Raw genomic sequence first — 18530 nt, 5'->3', positions numbered from 1 at the left:
CTTAAATCCTCCTTTGTGGTTTTGGCGGTAATTACAGATTTTTACCTCCCACAAGTATGCTCTGCGCATACCTTTCTATTATACACTATTTTCTTCCGAATGCAAGAAAAAATTTCATTTCCATCACACTTTTTTTACTTTTGTGATAAAATGGAGGTATGTTAATAAAAGTTGCTTCCCTTGTATTTATTTTTTTGACCCTGATTCTCAGTGGGATTATTATTCGAGTCTTTAAACTGCGTCGATATGGTTGGAATTTTGCCGATCTGGCTTTTCCTCTGTTCGCGCTTGAATACTATTTGATTTCAGATGCGGCTTACTATCATAATTTGTTGCCGCAATTGTTATTAGCTTTGTCCCTCTTAGCTATCGGCTTGACTATCTATTTCTTGAAAAAGAGACGTAGCTTTTACTATCCGAAATTTTTCAAGTACTTTTGGCGCGCAGGCTTTCTCATTACCTTCTTCCTTTACCTCATTATGACGATTAGCCTCTTTATCTGATTTTAATAATAAAACAACGGTATTAACTAGATCCAAGATGATTTAGTTAATACCGTTTTTTTTATTTGTTTCTGGACTTATGCAGATGGGTCACCAAGGTATAGACAAGACGATTCATCACCCATAAGACTCCTTCCATGACTAGTCCTAGGACAAGAGTCAAGATCCAGCCAGTCAGATGAAGGTGGCTGAGATTAAAAATGGAAGAAAATACAAAGACCGACAGAGAAAATCCAGTTACATTAAGAAGGATGATGCCCAATTTTACATGATTGAAGGGAAGGCTGAGTTGGTATACTTTTGTAAAGCCAATCAAAGCTAGCAGGTAAATTGAGATGGTCGAAATATCTTCCTGACTTAATCCAAGGAAAGGACCCAGAACCACAAGAAAAAGGACCGATATGAGATTGGTCAAGGCAGCTGGAAGAGCTTGCTCTATCACGGTTTCAATAAAGTCTCCTTCTATCCGGGCACGATTCTTCTCCAAGGCCAGTAAGAAACCGGGGATTCCAATGGTGAATCCACTGATCAAGGACATCTGAGAAGCCTGAATGGGATATGTGAAATGAAAGAGAATGGCCAAAATAGCCAATAATATTGAAAAGATATTCTTAACCAAAAAGAGACTAGCCGAACGCTGAATATTGTTGACCACTCGGCGACCTTCATCTACAATCGAAGGCATGTGGGAGAAGTCTGAATCTAAAAGCACAACCTGAGCTACCTTTTTGGTCGCATCGTGACCCGTATTCATGGCAATACTACAATCTGCCTTTTTCATAGCGAGAATGTCATTGACCCCATCCCCTGTCATCCCAACCTTATGACCATCCGCCTGCAGGCTCTCTACGAGGATTTGTTTTTGTTCTGGACTAACTCGTCCAAACACTGTGTAGGTCCGTGCTGCATCTACTACCTCCTCATATGTCTTGAGCTGACTGGCGTCTACCACTTGATCTGCATCAGGAATACCTGCTTTCTGAGCAACGGCAGCAACTGTCACAGGATGATCCCCTGAGATAACCTTGATGGTCACCCCTTGTTTTTGGAAATAGGCGAAAGTTTCAGGGGCAGTCGACCGTACGGGATTCTCCAAGACCAAAGCTAGGAGGGGAAGGACTGGAGCTTCTAATACTTCCGTCAATTGCTCCCCCTGGTAATGCCCCAAAATAAGGACACGAGCCCCTCGTTCAATCTCTCGCTGCCAGACTTCTTGGTAAGCATCGAGATCATCTCGAAGCAAAACATCCGGTGCCCCTAATAGGTAAATACCTTGTTGGAATTGAAGGCCCCCAAATTTCTTCTTGGATGAAAAAGGAAGCCGGTCTTGAACGGTCCAAACTTCACTTATTTGGACTGAGTGATACTGCCGAATGGCCGTGATGGTATCATTCCGATCTTCACTTGCTTGGAGATAGTGACTTAATATTTCTTTGCCTTCTTTTTCATCTAGTGCCAAGGGGAGCAGTTCACTCACCTGCATCCTGTGTTCGGTAATGGTTCCCGTCTTGTCTAGACAAAGGACGTCGATACGAGATAGGGTTTCAATCCCCTTCATACTGTTGAGTAGGACCTTTTGAAGGGCTAAACGGGTTGCTCCAAGCACCAAGGCCAGGGTCATTAAGAGGTAGAGCCCTTCTGGAATCATCCCAATGATGGCACCGACCATGGAGGTAATGCTAACTTTGAGGGAGTCTTGATTTCCTAGATAGCTCTGCAAGAACAGAAGCAAGCCAATCGGGATGAGAATCATTCCAATCATTCGGACAAGACCATCCACAGCATGAACCATTTCGGATTCTTCGTGTCCCTTGACTTTCTTAGCAGATAGACTCAGCTGATTAATATAAGACGCATCTCCTACTTGTTCCAAGACGGCAACTGCTTGACCTGAGATAACAAAACTTCCTGACATGAGTTTCTGATTCTCACCTTTAGGGATTTCATCTGCTTCACCTGTTAATTGAGACTCATCGACCATGATCGAGCCATCCAGAACCTTGGCATCCGCATAGATCTGATCCCCTGCTTGGAACAAGACGACATCCCCCTCTACCACCTGGTCGACAGGAAGATCCAGCCGTTCTCCTTCACGAATCACTCGAGCTTTCTCCACTTGAAGGAGGCGCATCTTATTCAAAATCCGCCGAGACCGCAATTCTTGAACAATCCCAATCAAGGAGTTAACGACCACAATGGGAACAAATAACATATTGTTCCAAGACCGTACTAGTATCAATAAGATAGCTAGAATACCAAAAACCAGGTTAAAATAGGTAAAGACATTTGAATAAATAATCTCTCTGGTTGACTTTTCAGCCGTAATGGTTACTCGATTTTGTTTGCCTTCTCTAATTCTGCTTTGGACTTGCTCATTCGTTAGCCCGCTATATCGCTTCTCTTCCATATTTTCTTCTTTCTTTTTTCTGTATCTAGTTTAGCAAAAAGAATGTCTTCTGGCTTGAGACTAGAGACCGAAGATTGTGTAGACCTATTCGTGAAGTTCAAGAGGCAAGCCATCGGGATCAAAGAAGAAGGCCATTTTGCGCCCATCAAAATCATCCACCCGTAGCTCTGTATGAGGGATTCCTAATTGGTCAAACTCTGCTAGACAGGCTTGAACATCTTCCACTTTAAAAGCCAGATGACGGAGTCCGGTATGTTCTGGATGAGGGAGAAAGGGTCTCTTGGGGGCATCTGGTTTGATAAATATTTCCAAGGTCAGGTTTCCCTTTCGAATATTAAAGAGAATATCCTGCTTTTCTGGTCGATGGTGTTCGTCTAAAGGTTCAAAGCCTAACTTGTCTACATAGAATTCTCTGGTTTTATCATAATCGTGGCCAATAATGGCAATGTGGTGAATGGTATCGAGATGCATCTGCTGTCCTTTTCTTTTTTATCGTAAACAAAACCTGCCCCTTGTACAGGCAGGTTTTTGCTATTGTCAAATATCTCATTCCTTCTTCATTTAAAGAAAGATTAATTGGTCTGTAAGACCTTTCTTGGCTTGGTTCCTTCAGCTGGCCCAATGACACCTGCCGCTTCCAAGTCTTCCATGAGGCGAGTGGCTCGGTTAAAACCAACTGATAAGCGACGCTGGATCATCGAAGCACTGGCTTTTTGAGTTTCAATCACGAGCGCCTTTGCCTCTTCAAAGAGAGGATCGCCTTCGTCTGAGCTACCCATACCTCCATCAAAATCTGACTCAGATACTTCACCTGGATCGAAGGCATCATCATAATCCGCTTCAGCTTGTTCTTTGACAAAGTTGACAATCCGCTCCACATCGTCATCTGAGATAAAGGAGCCTTGCAGACGGATTGGATGATTTTCATCGATCGGTTTAAAGAGCATGTCTCCACGACCAAGCAGTTTCTCCGCTCCATTTTCATCCAAGATGGTCCGTGAGTCGGTCCCGGATGATACCGCAAAAGCGACACGAGAAGGCACATTGGCCTTGATCAAACCTGAGATAACGTCAACCGATGGCCGTTGGGTTGCCAAGATCATGTGGATCCCTGCTGCACGCGCCTTCTGTCCCAGACGAATAATGGCATCTTCCACTTCTTTACTTGCGACCATCATCAAGTCTGCCAACTCATCGACAATGACCACGATCAAAGGAAGGGGCACTTGCTTCATCTCAGACTGAGCATTGTACTCAGCCACCTTGGCATTAAAGCCAGCAATATTTCGAGCGCCTACTTTCGAGAAGAGCTCGTAGCGATTTTCCATCTCATCAACGACCTTCTGCAGGGCCCGACTGGCCTTGCGTGGGTTGGTCACCACTGGAATCAACAGGTGAGGAATATCATTGTAGACAGAAAGCTCCACCATCTTTGGATCGACCATCATAAACTTGACTTCGTCCGGACGAGCCTTCATCAAGATACTCGAAATGATCCCATTGACCGCTACTGACTTACCAGATCCGGTAGACCCCGCTACCAAGAGATGGGGCATTCGAGCCAAATCAAAAGTCCGAGCTGAACCATCTACAGCCTTCCCAAGAGGAATCTCAAGGAGTTTAGCTGGGTCTGTTTTGGACTGCTCCCACAATTCACGGAAGGAGACCGTCGCAATCTCTGAGTTGGGCACCTCAATCCCGACCAGAGACTTCCCTGGAATCGGCGCTTCAATCCGCACATCCTTGGCTGCTAGGGCCAAGGCCAAATCATCTGCTAGGTTGGAGATGCGGTTGACCCGCACACCGACAGCCGGCTTGACTTCATATTTGGTGACAGAGGGGCCGATTTCCGCCCGTTCCACTGTCGCCTTGATGTTAAAGCTTGCAAAGGTCTCTTCCAAAATGCGGATATTCTGACGAACGATGTTTTTCTCTTTGGATTGATTTTTGGGCTTGTCAGGTGCGAAGAGATCAATGGTTGGAAGTTTGTATTGAAGGAGTTCCTTAGGCGTGAAGTCTACAGTGACTTCTTCATCCATATCCTCCTCTTCTGCGACTTCCTCCATCTCCTCTGGGGAGTCGTCCGACCATTCTTCCGAATAGCTTTCCTCTTCATTTGGTAGATAAATTTGAGGGTAGGCCTCCTCTGCAGGTGCTTCTACTTCGATTACAGGTTCTATGACCTCACCTGTCTCAAGATCTACAGGATAGCCTTCTGTACTCATGGGACTAGCTTCTGCAAGTTGCTCGATGCGGGCAGCCTCCTCTGCTTCTGCTTGAAGGGTCTTCTTCTCTTCACGCTCGACAAAGCGCTCTTGGCGACGAATTTCTCGTTTTTCCATAAAGGAGTGAAAAGATGCGACAGCCTGCTCATACAAGTCATAAACCGAATAAGAACTCATCAAGAGAAGTCCTAACACAATTAAGAGTCCTCCAATGAAATAAGTCCCGATGTTTGAGAGCAAGAAGGCAATTGGCGTGTACAAGATAGCACCCAGTAAACCACCTCCTGCAAAAGAAGAGACGCGAAGGTGCACGAGGTCCCCTAAGATACGTGAGAAGGTTGGCCCGAAAGAAGAGCCTTCAAGTTTCAAGAGGGAGACAAAGTAAGCTTGATAGATAAGTAACAAGCCTGCAAAAAGACTTAAAAAGCCAGACAAGGTTCCCTCATGCTTCTCAATCCATTTGAAAAAGAAGAGGTAGACAATAACAGCCGTCATCGCTACGTAAGCCAGACTACCTACCAAGAGACGGATAAGGTTGTAGGTCACTAAGCCTAAGGCCCCTAATCGTAAAAAGGCGAAAATGAAGACGAGAGTTAAGACAATCGTCATGATCATTCGGCGAATTGCTTTTTTTCTTTCTATTTCTGCTTTAGACAGTCGTCTTGTCGACCGTGTTTTTTTTGATTGATTATTGTTTGCCATAACCTTTATTATACCACATTTCTAGACTAGTTCTCTAGTAAAATCCTTTTCTCTCATCTGCGACATAAACAACAAAAAACAGTACCTCACAGGTACTGTTACTTATAGATTTTTCTTTGGGTGGCGGTCGATGATGGCTTGATGCTCTTTCAACGCTTGTTTTCCTTTTTCCGTCAACTGATAGCCCCGAACTGTGAACTCTTGTGCCAACTCTTCTTCGGTAAAGTGATTCGCTAAAGCTTGGTTCAAATCGGCTGCTTTCATTTTGGACAAGCCCGCGACTCCCTTCTTTTTAAGAATGGCTTTTTTCATGGTCGCATTGATATGGTCCAGCGAATCAAAAGCGGATTCGATAACAGCATACCCCTTATCTACCAAAACCTTCAAATGTTCCGGCGCATGAATCCCATAAGTGTATTCGAAGTACTTAGGAAACCAAGTCTCCGTCGTAAATGTTCCAAAATGGATCCGCCACAAGAGAATGATATCCCCCGCAAGCAAGCCATCTTGGAGCAACTCCATGTTTCGTTTAGAAACAGGCTTTGGATCCAACAACCAAGCTTCCAAGTCTCTCTCAAGCGAAATATAAGGTTTCACCTCGTGATCTGCATAAAATTTTTCTAGTATATCTGAAATAGTTGTCATCTGTTTCTCCATTTTAATCCTATCTCTCTTTACCTATTTATACCTTCATTTGGAAAAATTCTGTTTTGATTGGAGGATTTATAGATAATTCCCCTCATCCTTCAAGTATTGTTGCGCCTTTCGAACGATATAGAGCGACTCATCTTCTGAAACCAACTTGCGAAAGAGCTCTTCCGCTCTAGACTTATCGCCTTTAAAAGTAGCATTCAAGGCTTGGTAGTAGATCATTTCCAACTGCTGGTACTTGAAGTCATTGCTTAAACCTTCAAAATAATCATTGCTTTGGTGGGCAATGGTTAAATCATAAAGGGCAAGACAGACCTTTTTAGTTTTCTCAGCTAGTGTAGGGTCTGTAATGGTCAATTCATTTAATCGAGCCTCCAGCTCTTCCCTGGATAAATCAGGATCTGTCAGGACGATCGAACGAATAAGATAACTCTCAAAAAAGTTCTTATATTTCTGTGGTAGTTCCTTCTGGCTGAGTGCTTCTCTAGCTTCCTTTATGACAATATCAAAATCTCCCATCATAAAAGAATAGGCAACCGATGTCAGCTTCATATCGATCTGTAAAATGGGCTTTTTCACATTCTTGTTCAACTGAAGGTATTGCTGCCAAAAAGCTAAATCTAAGTCTACATGAAGCAAGGTGTTGCACTTGTTGGTGTAGCTTTTCTTGAGCAAGTGGAGAAATAAAAACAAGCCTGCAAGGACCAATAAGAGGCCAGCAGTCTGAAGAAGAGTATCTCTGACCACGAACCCAATGCAAATAATCAGAAGCATTGCCAACAAGCCAGCAGATCTAATATAGAGTCTATAGTTTTTACGTAGAGTTTTATAATCCATCTTGTAGCCTCCTATCCATGATTTGTTTTATTTTAGGAATTCGTTCATTTTCCAACAAAACGACTTACCTCTCATCATACCTTATTTTTCATAGGCCCGCAAGCTGAATATCGCCTCATCCAAAGGATAGATTTGAATCAAATGGAAAATTAAGGTACAATAGAGGATAGACTAATGTGTTGAAAGGATTAATATGAAAAAATTAATTGCCCTACTTGTATTTTCCGGTTTAGCTTTGACAGGATGTGCCTCTAATCAATCAGATACAAAGACATCCTCTAGCTCGGCTTCAGAAACTAAGCAATCAACTACTTCTAGCGTAGATGCTAGTGAACAAAAGAAATTAGATCAGCTTCGTAAGGATATCCAAGATGCGATGACCAATGAAAATGCAGTCTTTCCTCAGCTCTCAAACGAAGTTGCTGAAGATGAAGCTGTCGTGAAAATCACGACCAACAAAGGGGACATTACCGTTAAGCTCTTTCCGAAATACGCACCTTTAGCCGTTGAGAATTTCTTAACCCACGCTAAGGAAGGTTATTATGACGGCCTCCTCTTCCACCGCGTGATTAATAACTTTATGATCCAAACAGGAGATCCTAAAGGAGATGGTACAGGTGGTGAGTCCATTTGGAAAGGAAAAGATACCTCTAAAGATTCGGGAGCAGGCTTTGAAAACGAATACTCCCCTTACCTCTACAATCTTCGTGGTGCTCTAGCCATGGCCAATTCCGGTCCAAATACAAATGGTAGCCAATTCTATATTAACCAAAATAAAGAAGACTGGTCTAGCAAGCTTCCAACTGAGCGCTTCCCTGCTAAAATCATCGAAGCCTATAAGAATGGTGGAAACCCTACCCTTGATGGTGGGAACTACACTGTCTTTGGACAAGTCATCGACGGCATGGATGTTGTCGACAAAATCGCCGAAGTTGAAACGGACGACAAAGACAAACCAAAAGAAGATGTCAAAATTGAAAAAATGGAAATCGTAAAAGACTACGATTTCAAGAAGTAAGCAAAAGAGAACCGCACGGTTCTCTTTTTGTGTTTACGTCAATTCATTAAAGTCCCAGATTTGGTCCATCCAGCCTTCATAGAAATCTGGCTCGTGGCAAACCATGAGGATCGATCCCTTGTACTCTTTCAGGGCTCGCTTCAACTCTTCTTTGGCATCCACATCCAAGTGGTTGGTCGGCTCGTCTAGTACCAAGACATTGTTTTCACGGTTCATCAAGAGACAGAAGCGTACCTTGGCTTGCTCCCCACCGGATAGCACCTGAATTTGGCTCTCGATATGCTTGGTCGTCAAGCCACAGCGGGCAAGGGCTGCACGAACCTCTGCTTGATTGAGAGCTGGAAATGCATTCCAGACTGCTTCTAGCGGTGTCTGACGATTGCCTCCTTCAACCTCTTGCTCGAAATAGCCAAGCTCAAGATAATCCCCGCGCTCGACTTCACCAGCAATTGGAGGGATAATTCCTAAAAGACTCTTCAAAAGAGTGGTTTTCCCGATCCCATTAGCTCCGATAATGGCTACCTTTTGATTGCGCTCGAAGGTCAAGTTTAAAGGCTTGGTCAAGGGACGTTCATAGCCAATTTGGAGATCCTTGGCCTGGAAGATAAAGCGTCCAGGTGTGCGGGCATTTTTAAATTCAAAGGAAGGTTTTTGTTTCTCGCTTTGCAACTCAATGAGTTCCATCTTATCCAGCTTCTTCTGACGAGACATGGCCATATTCCGCGTTGCCACACGCGCCTTATTACGGGCCACGAAATCTTTGAGGTCAGCAATCTCTTTTTGTTGGCGCTCATAAGCCGCTTCCAATTGCGATTTCTTCATTTCATAGACTTCGAGGAATTGGTAATAGTCCCCAGAATAGCGGGTCAACTGTTGATTTTCCACATGGTAGACGATGTTGATCACATCGTTCAAGAAAGGAATATCGTGGGAAATAAGGACAAAGGCATTTTCATAGTTCTGCAAATAGCGTTTGAGCCAATCGATGTGCTCTGCATCCAAGTAGTTGGTTGGCTCGTCCAAGAGAAGGATATCTGGTTTTTCAAGGAGCAATTTAGCCAAAAGGACCTTGGTCCGCTGCCCACCTGACAGGGCCGTCACATCCGTCTCCATACCAAAGTCCATGACCCCAAGAGCACGCGCCACTTCATCTATCTTGGCATCCAAGGTATAGAAATCCCGGCTCTCTAACCGATCCTGGAGCTCTCCGACTTCTTCCATGAGAGCATCCATATCCGCTCCATCTTCAGCCATTTCCATATAGAGGTCATTGATGCGAGCCTCTGCTTTAAAGAGCTCGTCGAAAACTGTCCGCAAGACATCGCGCACCGTTTGCCCTTCTTTTAGGACAGCATGCTGGTCAAGATAGCCAGCGGTCACATACTTAGACCACTCGACCTTCCCTTCGTCGGGTTGCATCTTGCCCGTCACGATGCTCATGAAGGTGGATTTTCCTTCACCATTGGCCCCTACCAATCCGATATGCTCTCCCTTTAACAAGCGGAAGGACACATCCTCAAAAATAGCCCGGTCTCCAAAGCCGTGGCTTAAATTTTTCACCTCTAAAATACTCATGATTGACTCTCTTTCATTGATTTCACTCGTATGATTATATCATCTTCAAGACAGAATTAAAAGGGAGTCCAACTCCCTTTTTTCTTACAAACCTAAGTCCGCATATGGTTTCCGGTAGCCCACTTGAACAACTTTTCCGTCCTTCACTAAAAGAGGGCGTTTGATCAGCATACCATCACTAGCTAAAAGGTCTGCCGCTTCTTCTACCGAAAGCTGATCCACCTTGTCTTTCAAGCCCAATTCCCGATACTTCATCCCACTGGTGTTAAAGAATGATTTGATTGGTAGTGAAGACTCCTTGATCCAGATTTGTAGTTGCTCACTGGTCGGTGTGTCCACCACGATATCTTGGCAATCAAACTCACAGCCTAAGCTCGTTAACTCCGATTTCGCCTTGCGGCAGGTTGAACATTTTGGGTATTCAATAAATGATAACATCTTTTCTCCTTATTCTTTCCAAGTTATGGCCTCATGATGCAACAGCCAACGCTTGCGATCTAGTCCAGCCGCATAGCCTGTCAACTTTTTCTCCGTCCCCAGCACCCGGTGACACGGGATGAGGAGGAGCAAGGGATTCCGACCTACTGCTTGACCGATGGCTTGAGCCGATCTGCAAGACAAGGCATGGGCAATCTCTCCATAAGTCCGACTCTCCCCATAGGGAATCTGAGCTAGATAGGCCCAAACCCTTTGTTGAAAGTCTGTCCCTTGAGGAGACAGGGGAAAGGGCATGGAAGGATTTTCCCCTAAAAAGTACTGATCCAGCCATTCAAAGACAGCTTCATGAAGTGGCTGACAAGCTGCTTCGATATGCTCAAGCCCCTGCTCACAATTGGCTTGGTCACAAAACCAGATCCCTACTAGGCTGTCTTCATCCACCACAATAGATAGAGGTCCCAAGGGACTCTGATAGAGTTGCCGATAAAAACTAGTCATTTTGAGACTGTTCTGCACGGTAGTCCCAACGATCATCTTCGCTAATCACTTGGAAGAGGCTGGTTTCTGCCTTTCGTTTGATCTTCTGATAAGCGAGACGAACCCCATCAATTGGTACCTTCCCACAGTAATGGAAGCCTAACTTCTCTAAAAGGTGTTGCATGACCTTGTTGTCAGGATGGGTATCACAGCGGAAATCTGGGCCCTTTTCTCCTTCGATCAAACCTTGAAGGAAGGTTTGGGCTACTCCTCGACCTGCGGCTTCTTTGGCAACAGCGACCCGGTGGAAACTGATATAGAGATAATTATCATGTTCCCATTTTCCTTCATAAATGTCATTATAAGCAGCTTCATTTCCCTTATAGAGAGCGGCATAGGCTACGACTTCTTGATTCTCTACAGCTACATAACCACGGCTTTCTAGGATATCCTCAAAAATGATTTCTTGATTGGGATAACCATCCTGCCATTGGTCCACGCCAGCTGCAGCTAAGCTATCCTTGCCATCTTGGATGATTTCCATAATCCGATTGATTTCATTGGGATAGGCCATTCTAATTTCCATCAGACTCTCCTTTTTCTTCCTCTTGGTGGTAACGGGCATAAAGTTCACTCTTTTGTAGCCCAAATTGTTTGGCAACCTGTTTAATCGCCTGGTTCTTTTTCATACCAGATTGGACCAGGAAATCAATCTCTTGGATCAGATCCACTTCTTCTAGATCTGGCTCCTGCTCACTGGCCCCCTCCACGATCAGGAGGCACTCTCCTTTAAGGGGATTTCCCTCTAGATAGTCCACTAACTCTGTGATGGTCCCTCGCGTGTACTCTTCATAGATCTTGGTCAGTTCTCGGACCAGGACAACCGGACGGTCTCCATAGACTGCCAGCATATTTTCAAGGGTCGCTCGTACCCGGTGCGGGGACTCATAAAAGATCTGGGTCTCAGGATAGGCTAGCTTTTCCTGGAAAAAGGCCTTTTGCTGCCCTTCCTTGCGTGGAAGAAAACCATAAAAGATATGGGGCTGGGGTGCCAAGCCACTGGCAATTAGGCCGGTAATGCCGGCGCTCGGGCCAGGAACTGCCACAACAGGGATTTCTCGTTCAATAGCCGCCTTGACCAGGTCATGACCTGGATCCGAAATACTAGGCAGTCCTGCATCCGATACCTGGGCCAGGTCCTTTCCAGACTCTAAATGAGCAAGCAAATCAGGGATTTTCTCCATAGCATTGTGCTCGTGAAAGCTGGTTTGCGGTGTCGCAATCTCAAAATGCTTGAGCAAGAGTCCTGTATTGCGTGTATCTTCCGCCGCTATCAGATCCACCTCTTTTAGAGTTTGGATCATGCGGTAGCTCATGTCATCCCGATTGCCAATTGGAGTTGGCACTAAAAAGAGAGTCCCTGTCGCTTTATCCCCTTTAAAACTTCGTTGAATCTGCATGTTTACTCCCTAAATAACAATTCATCACAGAAAATACACTCTTCATCATTTTCACGACGTTGACCATAGGAGTCTGTACAAACATGAAATCCATCATTGTAAATTCTTTGTAAATTTTCGCGACCATTGCGATGGAATTTAGGGGAGCTGGTTTTCTCCACTTCTCCTAAGCGCTCTCTCAATTTATCATTTTCAAGACGCAGAGCAGTATTTTCCTCGACAATGAGCTTGAGATTTTTCTTTATGGCTTCAACCTCTGCTAATGTAACCAGCAATTCCTGGGAGAAGCCATCCAAAGCATCAAATAATTCTTTTTTATTCATCTCTTTACCTTCTATTTTTCAACTGTAGGACCATATACTCGAGAGCATTTTGAAAACTCACATTCCGTTCCCACATCTGTTTGGCCAAGACCAGTTTTTCTAGATAGTCTCTTCCTAAGGACTGACTGATGGAGCGTGCAAAGAGCAATTCCAGCAAGCGAAAGGCTTGGGCCTGCTTTTCTTTATCATCCGTCTCTTGAACCAAGCGAGAGACCAGTAAGTAGATATGCGGATCTGCTTTTAGACAAGCTGCAACGAAACGCTCACACTCCCTCGCCAAATCGAAAAAGGAGGTATTCTGAGCGAGAATTTGAGCCTCTTGGAAACCTTGACTAAAGTTGGCTAACAGATCTGCTTGTTGAAGCAAGAGACCTTCCTGAAGGAGATACTCTTTTAGGAAATCTTGGTTTTTTGGAAAATGGACCTGCTGCGCCCGACTTTTTATGGTCGGGAGAACCAGCTGCTCATCTGCTGTCAGCAGAAAAATATGAACATCACTCTGAGGTTCTTCAATCACCTTGAGGAGGGAATTGGCCGCATTGACATGCATCCGGTCTGCATCGCAAATGATAAAGACTTGCTTAGATCCTTCGTAGCCTGACTGAGAAAAATGCTGGATCAAATCCCGGATCCGATCCGTTTTGATGATTTGATTGACCGGTCGGATAACCGTTACATCTGAGAATTCATCCTCTTTAATCAAGCGACAAGCCCGACAAGTCCCACAGGGCCAAACACCCTTCTTATCCGTACAAAAGAGACTTTGGGACAAGAGCTGGGCCATCTCAAAACTGCCAAAATCTCCTGTAAAGAGATAGGCGTGGCTCAAGCGGTCTTGTTCTAAAATAGCTTGGAAGCGATCCACTAACTGAGGTTGAAGTTTTTGCACTTGTTCTAACTTCATTCACTGATCTCCAAGACTTCTTTCAATAATAGCCAAGTATCCTCGACCACCTGGTCAAAAGGTTGACTGGCATCAATTTTCACCACACGTTGCGGTTCTTTTTCGAGGATGGCCAGATAGCCTTGACGGACTTTCTGGTGGAGACTGAGTCCTTCTAGATCCAAGCGATTGACTTCACGGCTAGCACTCTTAGCAATTCGCGCCAACCCTTCTTCTACATCAATGTCAAAATAGAAGGTCCGATTTGGCTTGAGACCATCGGTCGCAAATTGGTTCAACCATTCAATAACCGCTACTGCTAATCCACGCCCAAAGCCTTGGTATGCTACCGAACTGTCGATAAAACGATCCATGATAACTAGCTTCCCTGCTTTCAAAGCTGGAAGGACACGTTCTGCCAAGTGTTGGCGACGACTGGCGATATAAAGAAGCAATTCTGTCTTGGGATCCATTTCCGTATGGGATGGATCTAGAATGACCTCGCGTATTTTTTCTGCTATTTCGACACCCCCTGGCTCCCGCGTGGTAATATAGGCAATCCCTGCCTTTTCCAAGCGTGGTAGCAAGGCTTCTAAAACGGAGGATTTCCCTGCACCTTCTGGGCCTTCAATTGAAATTAATGTTCCCTGTTTCATTCTCTTATCTTAACTTTCTATACTCATTTCTCTAGCATGCATCACTTCTTTTTATTTTACCAAAAATAGGGGTAAAAATCCTGTCCGAATTCGTGAAAATTGATGAAAATTATTTCCTATTTTTCATTTTTTTTGGTAAAATGTATGGTGAAAAATGAATAGGAGAACGAGCATGTTTAAGGCAAAAAATATTCTGGCCATTATTTTGGGGGCTGGCATTTTTTCTTTTGGAATCTTCTTTTTAGTCATTCCATTTCACTTTTATGAGGGAGGAGCTACAGGGATTACCCTGATTACCTACTACCTCTTTAAAATTCCCGTTTCGGTCATGAACTTGGCCATCAATATTCCCCTCTTTTTCCTAGCCTGGAAATTACTGGGGCTCCGATCCCTCTATCTCAGTTTGATTGGAACTTTTTCGGTCTCTATTTGGATGGCCATCTTCGAGCTGATCCCTGGAAGTCATCATCTTCAAACTGCAGTCTTTACGGCTCTTGATGGAGATATCCTTCTGGCCTGTATCGGATCAGGGGTTATCCTTGGAACTGGACTGGGGATTATCTTCAACGCTGGAGGAACAACAGGTGGAACCGATATTGTCGCGCGTATCTTTAACAAGTACACGACGCTTTCCATGGGACGCCTCATGTTGATTGTGGATGCCATCGTCTTGACAACTGTTTTGATCGTCTTTAAGGACTTCCGAATTGCAGCCTACACCCTCCTCTTTATCCTGATTGACACCGTCGTCATTGATATCGTCGGTGAAGGAGGTTTTGCAGGAAAAGGATTCCTCGTGGTTACATCTAAACCGGATGAAATTGCCAAACAAATCACGACTGATTTGGGCCGAGGAGTCACCTTCGTAAACGGCATGGGCTATTATAGCCAACAAGAAATGAAGATTGTCTACTGCGTGGTCTCACGGAATGAAATGAAACAAATGAAAGATATCATCAATAAGATCGATCCATTTGCCTTCATTACCATTACAGAAGCCCACGAAATCCTAGGAGAAGGATTTACCTTGGATACCAACAAGCAACCCATTGCTCGCTAAAACAAAGAGCCTGAGAATATCTCAGGCTCTTTCTTTATTTAAAAGGCTTTTGCAGATGTGCGACTAATTTCATCCACACAAATACCATTTTCTTCAAATTTCTTCTTGATAACTTCCGTATCGGTAATGCCATCAATCTGAACTTCGATAACGACATGATCATCTTTGGTTGGGATATTGACTGTATTGGCGATATTGTATCCTTCTTCTACAATCAAATGAATGATTTGTTCTAGAACACCAACCTTATCTTCTGTCACAAAGCGAACACGAACTCCTTCTTCTCCATAACCGGATACTTCGAGGAAGGCACGGAAAATATCACGGTCTGTGATGACACCGGATACTTGGTCATTGTCTACAACCGGAAGAATTCCCACCTTGTTCTTATACATGAGATAGGTCGCATCTTCGAGGCTGGCAAATTTAGAGACAGTAATGACATCACGAAGCATGACATCTTTGACCTTGGTCTTGTTCAACAGATAGTTCATCTCAAAAATAGACAAGCTTGTTGCTTTAGATGGACTTGCTTCTGCAATCGTGCCCTCTGTCACCAAGCCGACCAATTTGTCATTTTCAATGACTGGCAAGCGGTGCAAGCCTTGTTCCCGCATCAAATCTGCCGCATGAGCAATTGTTGTATCTGGACTAATATACACTACTTTACGGGTCATAAAATCTTTAACAGCCATAATCATTCTCCTATGCTTTTCTTAGTTTTATTATACTTGATTTTTAGAATGATTTCAAACGCTTTCAGCAGTTTTCTCTTGTTTTCAAAATTCAGAATTGCCTAATAATCCTTGTATTCTTCCCTATGAGAACCAAATTTTCTAATTGTAGCCAAACCATTTTTAAAAAAGAGCCCAAAGGCTCTTTTTTATCTCTTATCCACCAAGGTAGGCCTTGCGGACTTCTTCAGAGGCTAAGAGTTCTTTTCCTGTTCCGGAAAGAACGACTTTCCCTGTTTCGAGAACATAACCTCGGTCTGCGATGGCAAGGGCCTTGTTGGCATTTTGCTCAATCAAGAGAACAGTTGTCCCTTGTTTTTGGATATCTTGGATGATATCAAAGATTTCTTGGATAAAGATTGGAGCCAATCCCATAGAAGGTTCATCCAGAAGCAAGAGTTTTGGCGTCGACATGAGGGCACGACCCATTGCAAGCATTTGTTGTTCTCCACCAGATAGGGTGGCTGCATCTTGGTTCTTCCGTTCTTCCAAACGTGGGAAACGAGAAAAGACTTTCTTCAAGTTAGCTTGATTTTCTTCTCGATCTTTCTTCAAGAAAGCTCCCATTTCCAAGTTTTCCATAACGGTTAAGCCTGGAAAGACGTGACGGCCTTCTGGAACTTGGGAGAGTCCTGCTGATACAATCTTTTGAGCCGGAACCTTTTGAATCTCCTGACCCAAAAACTCAATTTTCCCAGCACTTGGACGCACCAAACCTGAAATGGTACGAAGAATAGATGTTTTCCCAGCACCGTTAGCACCGATAAGAGAAACAACTTCCCCTTCATTTACCTCGAAACTGACATCACGGACAGCCTGGATCATGCCATAGTGTACAGAAAGATTTTCAACTTTTAACATAGACATTAGGCTTCACCTCCTAGATAGGCTTCGATTACACGTTTGTTATTCTTGATTTCATCTGGCGTACCATGGGCAATCAAGCGGCCATATTCCAATACATAAATCCGTTCTGTTACTTCCATAACCAAGCTCATATCATGCTCGATCAACATAATCGTAATATTAAATTCTTTTTGAATGCGACGGATCAATTGGGTCAATTCTGCTGTTTCTTGAGGGTTCATCCCTGCAGCAGGTTCATCCAAGAAGAGGATTTTTGGCTCTGTAGCAAGGGCACGAACGATCTCCAAGTGACGTTGTTGTCCGTAAGCCAAGTTTTTAGCCAAAGTATCTGCTTCTTTTTCCAAACCGAAAATGGCTAACAATTCAAGGGCTTTTGCTTTCAAAGCTTCTTCATTCTTGTAATAGCTTGGCAAGCGGAAAAGACTCGCAAAGACATGTGGTTTGTGGTGGTTGGCAAAGGCAATCAAGACATTGTCCAAAACGCTCAAATCTTTAAAGAGACGAATATTTTGGAAAGTCCGTCCCAGACCACCTGCAGCGATTTTATAAGGTGCTTTACCATTTAATAGGTGACCATCTAAGGTAATGGTCCCTTCACTTGGTTCATATACTCCTGTTAGGAGGTTGAAGAGGGTTGTTTTACCGGCACCGTTGGGCCCGATCAACCCAACCAATTCCCCTTCATTGAGTTCCATGGTCACATCCCCAACGGCTGTCAAACCACCAAAGTTTTTTGTTAAATTTTTTACTTCAAGAAGTGCCATTAGTTAGCCTCCTTTTTTGAGAGTAGTTTTTTCAAGCTGAATTCCCATGTTCCAAGAAGACCACCTGGACGGAAGATCATCACGAGAATCAAAGCCAAGGAGTAAATGATCATACGAACGCTTGAGAAGTCTTGAAGCACCATGTTCAAGATCCCCAAGACGATGGCCGCCACAACTGTTCCTGACATCGATCCCAAACCACCGAAAACGACAATGATTAAGACATTAATGGTATTAGTAAAGGAATAATCTTTCGGAACGACAGATCCAATGAAACCGGCTTGGAGAGATCCTGCAATCGCTGCTGTAATCGCACCGAAAACAAAGGCAATAACTTTAACTTTGGTCGTATTGATCCCAACAGATTCTGCTGCAATTTCATCTTCACGAACAGAAAGGGTGGAACGCCCAATTGGACTGCGTAAGAAGTTGATGGTAAAGATGGTTGTAATCACGACAAAAAGGTAAACCAATTGCCAGGTTGTAAAGGCTGGCAAACCAAGGATCCCAGCGGCACCATTTGTCAGAGTACCCCCATTGACGATCAAAATCCGGATGATTTCAGAAACCCCCAGTGTCGCAATCGCGAGGTAGTCCCCTTTCAAACGAAGGGTTGGAACCCCAACGATCAAGGCAACGAGACCTGCGATCAAAGCACCTAAAACCATCGCACCAAAGAAAGCCCCGTAGGTTGGTGATTTGGAACCGAGAATGGCTGCAGAATAGGCACCAATCGCCATAAATCCAGCATGTCCGAGTGAGAATTGACCTGAAAAACCAACGATGAGGTTCAAACCAACAGCAAGGATGATATTAATCCCAATTTGTTCCAAAATTTGGATATAAAAGAGGTTGAGCACACCCGCTGCTACTAAGACTTGGATCAAGGCAAAACCTGCGACCAAAAGACCAAGCCAGACTAAATTCACTTTTAAATTTTGTTTCATGGC

At 44.1% G+C, this 18530-nt stretch carries 20 protein-coding genes; 3 read left to right on the top strand and 17 right to left on the bottom strand.

What is annotated here, in order from left to right:
- Positions 1-158 precede the first annotated feature (158 nt).
- Complete coding sequence (locus tag H8S88_RS01705) at positions 159-503, top strand: DUF3397 family protein (protein WP_006595849.1); 345 nt, start codon at positions 159-161, stop codon at positions 501-503.
- A 61-nt stretch (positions 504-564) separates the two neighbouring features.
- Here the strand turns inward: H8S88_RS01705 and H8S88_RS01700 are convergent, their stop codons facing one another.
- The 5 genes from H8S88_RS01700 to H8S88_RS01680 all read right to left on the bottom strand — a co-directional run bounded on the left by H8S88_RS01700 (position 565) and on the right by H8S88_RS01680 (position 7325).
- Positions 565-2910 (bottom strand): HAD-IC family P-type ATPase, encoded by a 2346-nt coding sequence (locus tag H8S88_RS01700; protein WP_125334775.1) that lies wholly within the window; start codon positions 2908-2910, stop codon positions 565-567.
- 84 nt (positions 2911-2994) lie between these two features.
- Positions 2995-3381: an SMU1112c/YaeR family gloxylase I-like metalloprotein gene (gene gloA2, locus H8S88_RS01695; RefSeq protein ID WP_048689655.1), complete on the bottom strand. Its 387-nt coding sequence runs from the start codon at positions 3379-3381 to the stop codon at positions 2995-2997.
- A 101-nt stretch (positions 3382-3482) separates the two neighbouring features.
- The gene (locus H8S88_RS01690; RefSeq protein WP_048789570.1) at positions 3483-5837 is read right to left on the bottom strand and encodes a DNA translocase FtsK; all 2355 of its coding nucleotides are present in this window, start codon (positions 5835-5837) and stop codon (positions 3483-3485) included.
- Between the two features lie 102 nt (positions 5838-5939).
- Complete coding sequence (locus H8S88_RS01685; protein ID WP_048789606.1) at positions 5940-6482, bottom strand: hypothetical protein; 543 nt, start codon at positions 6480-6482, stop codon at positions 5940-5942.
- Positions 6483-6560: 78 nt separating this feature from the next.
- On the bottom strand, positions 6561-7325 hold the full coding sequence (locus tag H8S88_RS01680; RefSeq protein ID WP_048789569.1) for a hypothetical protein: 765 nt from the start codon (positions 7323-7325) through the stop codon (positions 6561-6563).
- Positions 7326-7518: 193 nt separating this feature from the next.
- Here H8S88_RS01680 and H8S88_RS01675 point away from each other — a divergent pair, with 193 nt between their 5' ends.
- Positions 7519-8343: a peptidylprolyl isomerase gene (locus H8S88_RS01675; RefSeq protein ID WP_048789568.1), complete on the top strand. Its 825-nt coding sequence runs from the start codon at positions 7519-7521 to the stop codon at positions 8341-8343.
- A gap of 33 nt (positions 8344-8376) precedes the next feature.
- Here the strand turns inward: H8S88_RS01675 and H8S88_RS01670 are convergent, their stop codons facing one another.
- From H8S88_RS01670 to tmk, 8 genes are all read right to left on the bottom strand, one after another.
- On the bottom strand, positions 8377-9918 hold the full coding sequence (locus H8S88_RS01670) for an ABC-F family ATP-binding cassette domain-containing protein (RefSeq protein WP_125334777.1): 1542 nt from the start codon (positions 9916-9918) through the stop codon (positions 8377-8379).
- A gap of 84 nt (positions 9919-10002) precedes the next feature.
- Positions 10003-10356 (bottom strand): arsenate reductase family protein, encoded by a 354-nt coding sequence (locus tag H8S88_RS01665; protein ID WP_125334779.1) that lies wholly within the window; start codon positions 10354-10356, stop codon positions 10003-10005.
- Positions 10357-10365: 9 nt separating this feature from the next.
- Positions 10366-10854: a methylated-DNA--[protein]-cysteine S-methyltransferase gene (locus H8S88_RS01660; RefSeq protein WP_125334781.1), complete on the bottom strand. Its 489-nt coding sequence runs from the start codon at positions 10852-10854 to the stop codon at positions 10366-10368.
- Positions 10847-11419, bottom strand: coding sequence for a GNAT family N-acetyltransferase (locus H8S88_RS01655; RefSeq protein WP_125334783.1), 573 nt, complete (start codon positions 11417-11419; stop codon positions 10847-10849). Before H8S88_RS01655 ends, H8S88_RS01660 begins: the two co-directional genes overlap by 8 nt.
- Positions 11409-12293: a 16S rRNA (cytidine(1402)-2'-O)-methyltransferase gene (gene rsmI / locus H8S88_RS01650; RefSeq protein ID WP_125334785.1), complete on the bottom strand. Its 885-nt coding sequence runs from the start codon at positions 12291-12293 to the stop codon at positions 11409-11411. The genes H8S88_RS01655 and rsmI overlap by 11 nt, the downstream gene beginning before the upstream one ends.
- A 2-nt stretch (positions 12294-12295) precedes the next feature.
- Positions 12296-12616: a DNA replication initiation control protein YabA gene (gene yabA, locus H8S88_RS01645; protein WP_023024026.1), complete on the bottom strand. Its 321-nt coding sequence runs from the start codon at positions 12614-12616 to the stop codon at positions 12296-12298.
- Positions 12617-12620: 4 nt separating this feature from the next.
- The gene (locus H8S88_RS01640; RefSeq protein WP_125334787.1) at positions 12621-13520 is read right to left on the bottom strand and encodes a DNA polymerase III subunit delta'; all 900 of its coding nucleotides are present in this window, start codon (positions 13518-13520) and stop codon (positions 12621-12623) included.
- The gene (gene tmk / locus H8S88_RS01635; RefSeq protein ID WP_125334789.1) at positions 13517-14155 is read right to left on the bottom strand and encodes a dTMP kinase; all 639 of its coding nucleotides are present in this window, start codon (positions 14153-14155) and stop codon (positions 13517-13519) included. Before tmk ends, H8S88_RS01640 begins: the two co-directional genes overlap by 4 nt.
- A 172-nt stretch (positions 14156-14327) precedes the next feature.
- On the opposite strand from tmk, the gene H8S88_RS01630 reads away from it, so the two are divergent.
- Entirely contained in the window at positions 14328-15215 is an 888-nt protein-coding gene (locus H8S88_RS01630; protein ID WP_048689693.1) for a YitT family protein, read from the top strand.
- A gap of 38 nt (positions 15216-15253) precedes the next feature.
- Here H8S88_RS01630 and H8S88_RS01625 read toward each other — a convergent pair whose 3' ends face one another.
- The 4 genes from H8S88_RS01625 to H8S88_RS01610 form a co-directional block, all read right to left on the bottom strand.
- Entirely contained in the window at positions 15254-15910 is a 657-nt protein-coding gene (locus H8S88_RS01625; protein ID WP_125334791.1) for a CBS and ACT domain-containing protein, read from the bottom strand.
- A gap of 195 nt (positions 15911-16105) precedes the next feature.
- Positions 16106-16816, bottom strand: coding sequence for an ABC transporter ATP-binding protein (locus tag H8S88_RS01620; RefSeq protein WP_125334793.1), 711 nt, complete (start codon positions 16814-16816; stop codon positions 16106-16108).
- Positions 16816-17580, bottom strand: coding sequence for an ABC transporter ATP-binding protein (locus H8S88_RS01615; protein WP_048689704.1), 765 nt, complete (start codon positions 17578-17580; stop codon positions 16816-16818). The genes H8S88_RS01620 and H8S88_RS01615 overlap by 1 nt, the downstream gene beginning before the upstream one ends.
- On the bottom strand, positions 17580-18527 hold the full coding sequence (locus H8S88_RS01610) for a branched-chain amino acid ABC transporter permease (RefSeq protein ID WP_048689708.1): 948 nt from the start codon (positions 18525-18527) through the stop codon (positions 17580-17582). Before H8S88_RS01610 ends, H8S88_RS01615 begins: the two co-directional genes overlap by 1 nt.
- Positions 18528-18530: the final 3 nt, after the last annotated feature.

Origin of the sequence: Streptococcus sp. GS001 (assembly GCF_021595565.1) — a bacterium.
Taxonomy (GTDB): domain Bacteria; phylum Bacillota; class Bacilli; order Lactobacillales; family Streptococcaceae; genus Streptococcus; species Streptococcus xiaochunlingii.
This window is presented reverse-complemented; position numbering and strand designations above follow the sequence as displayed.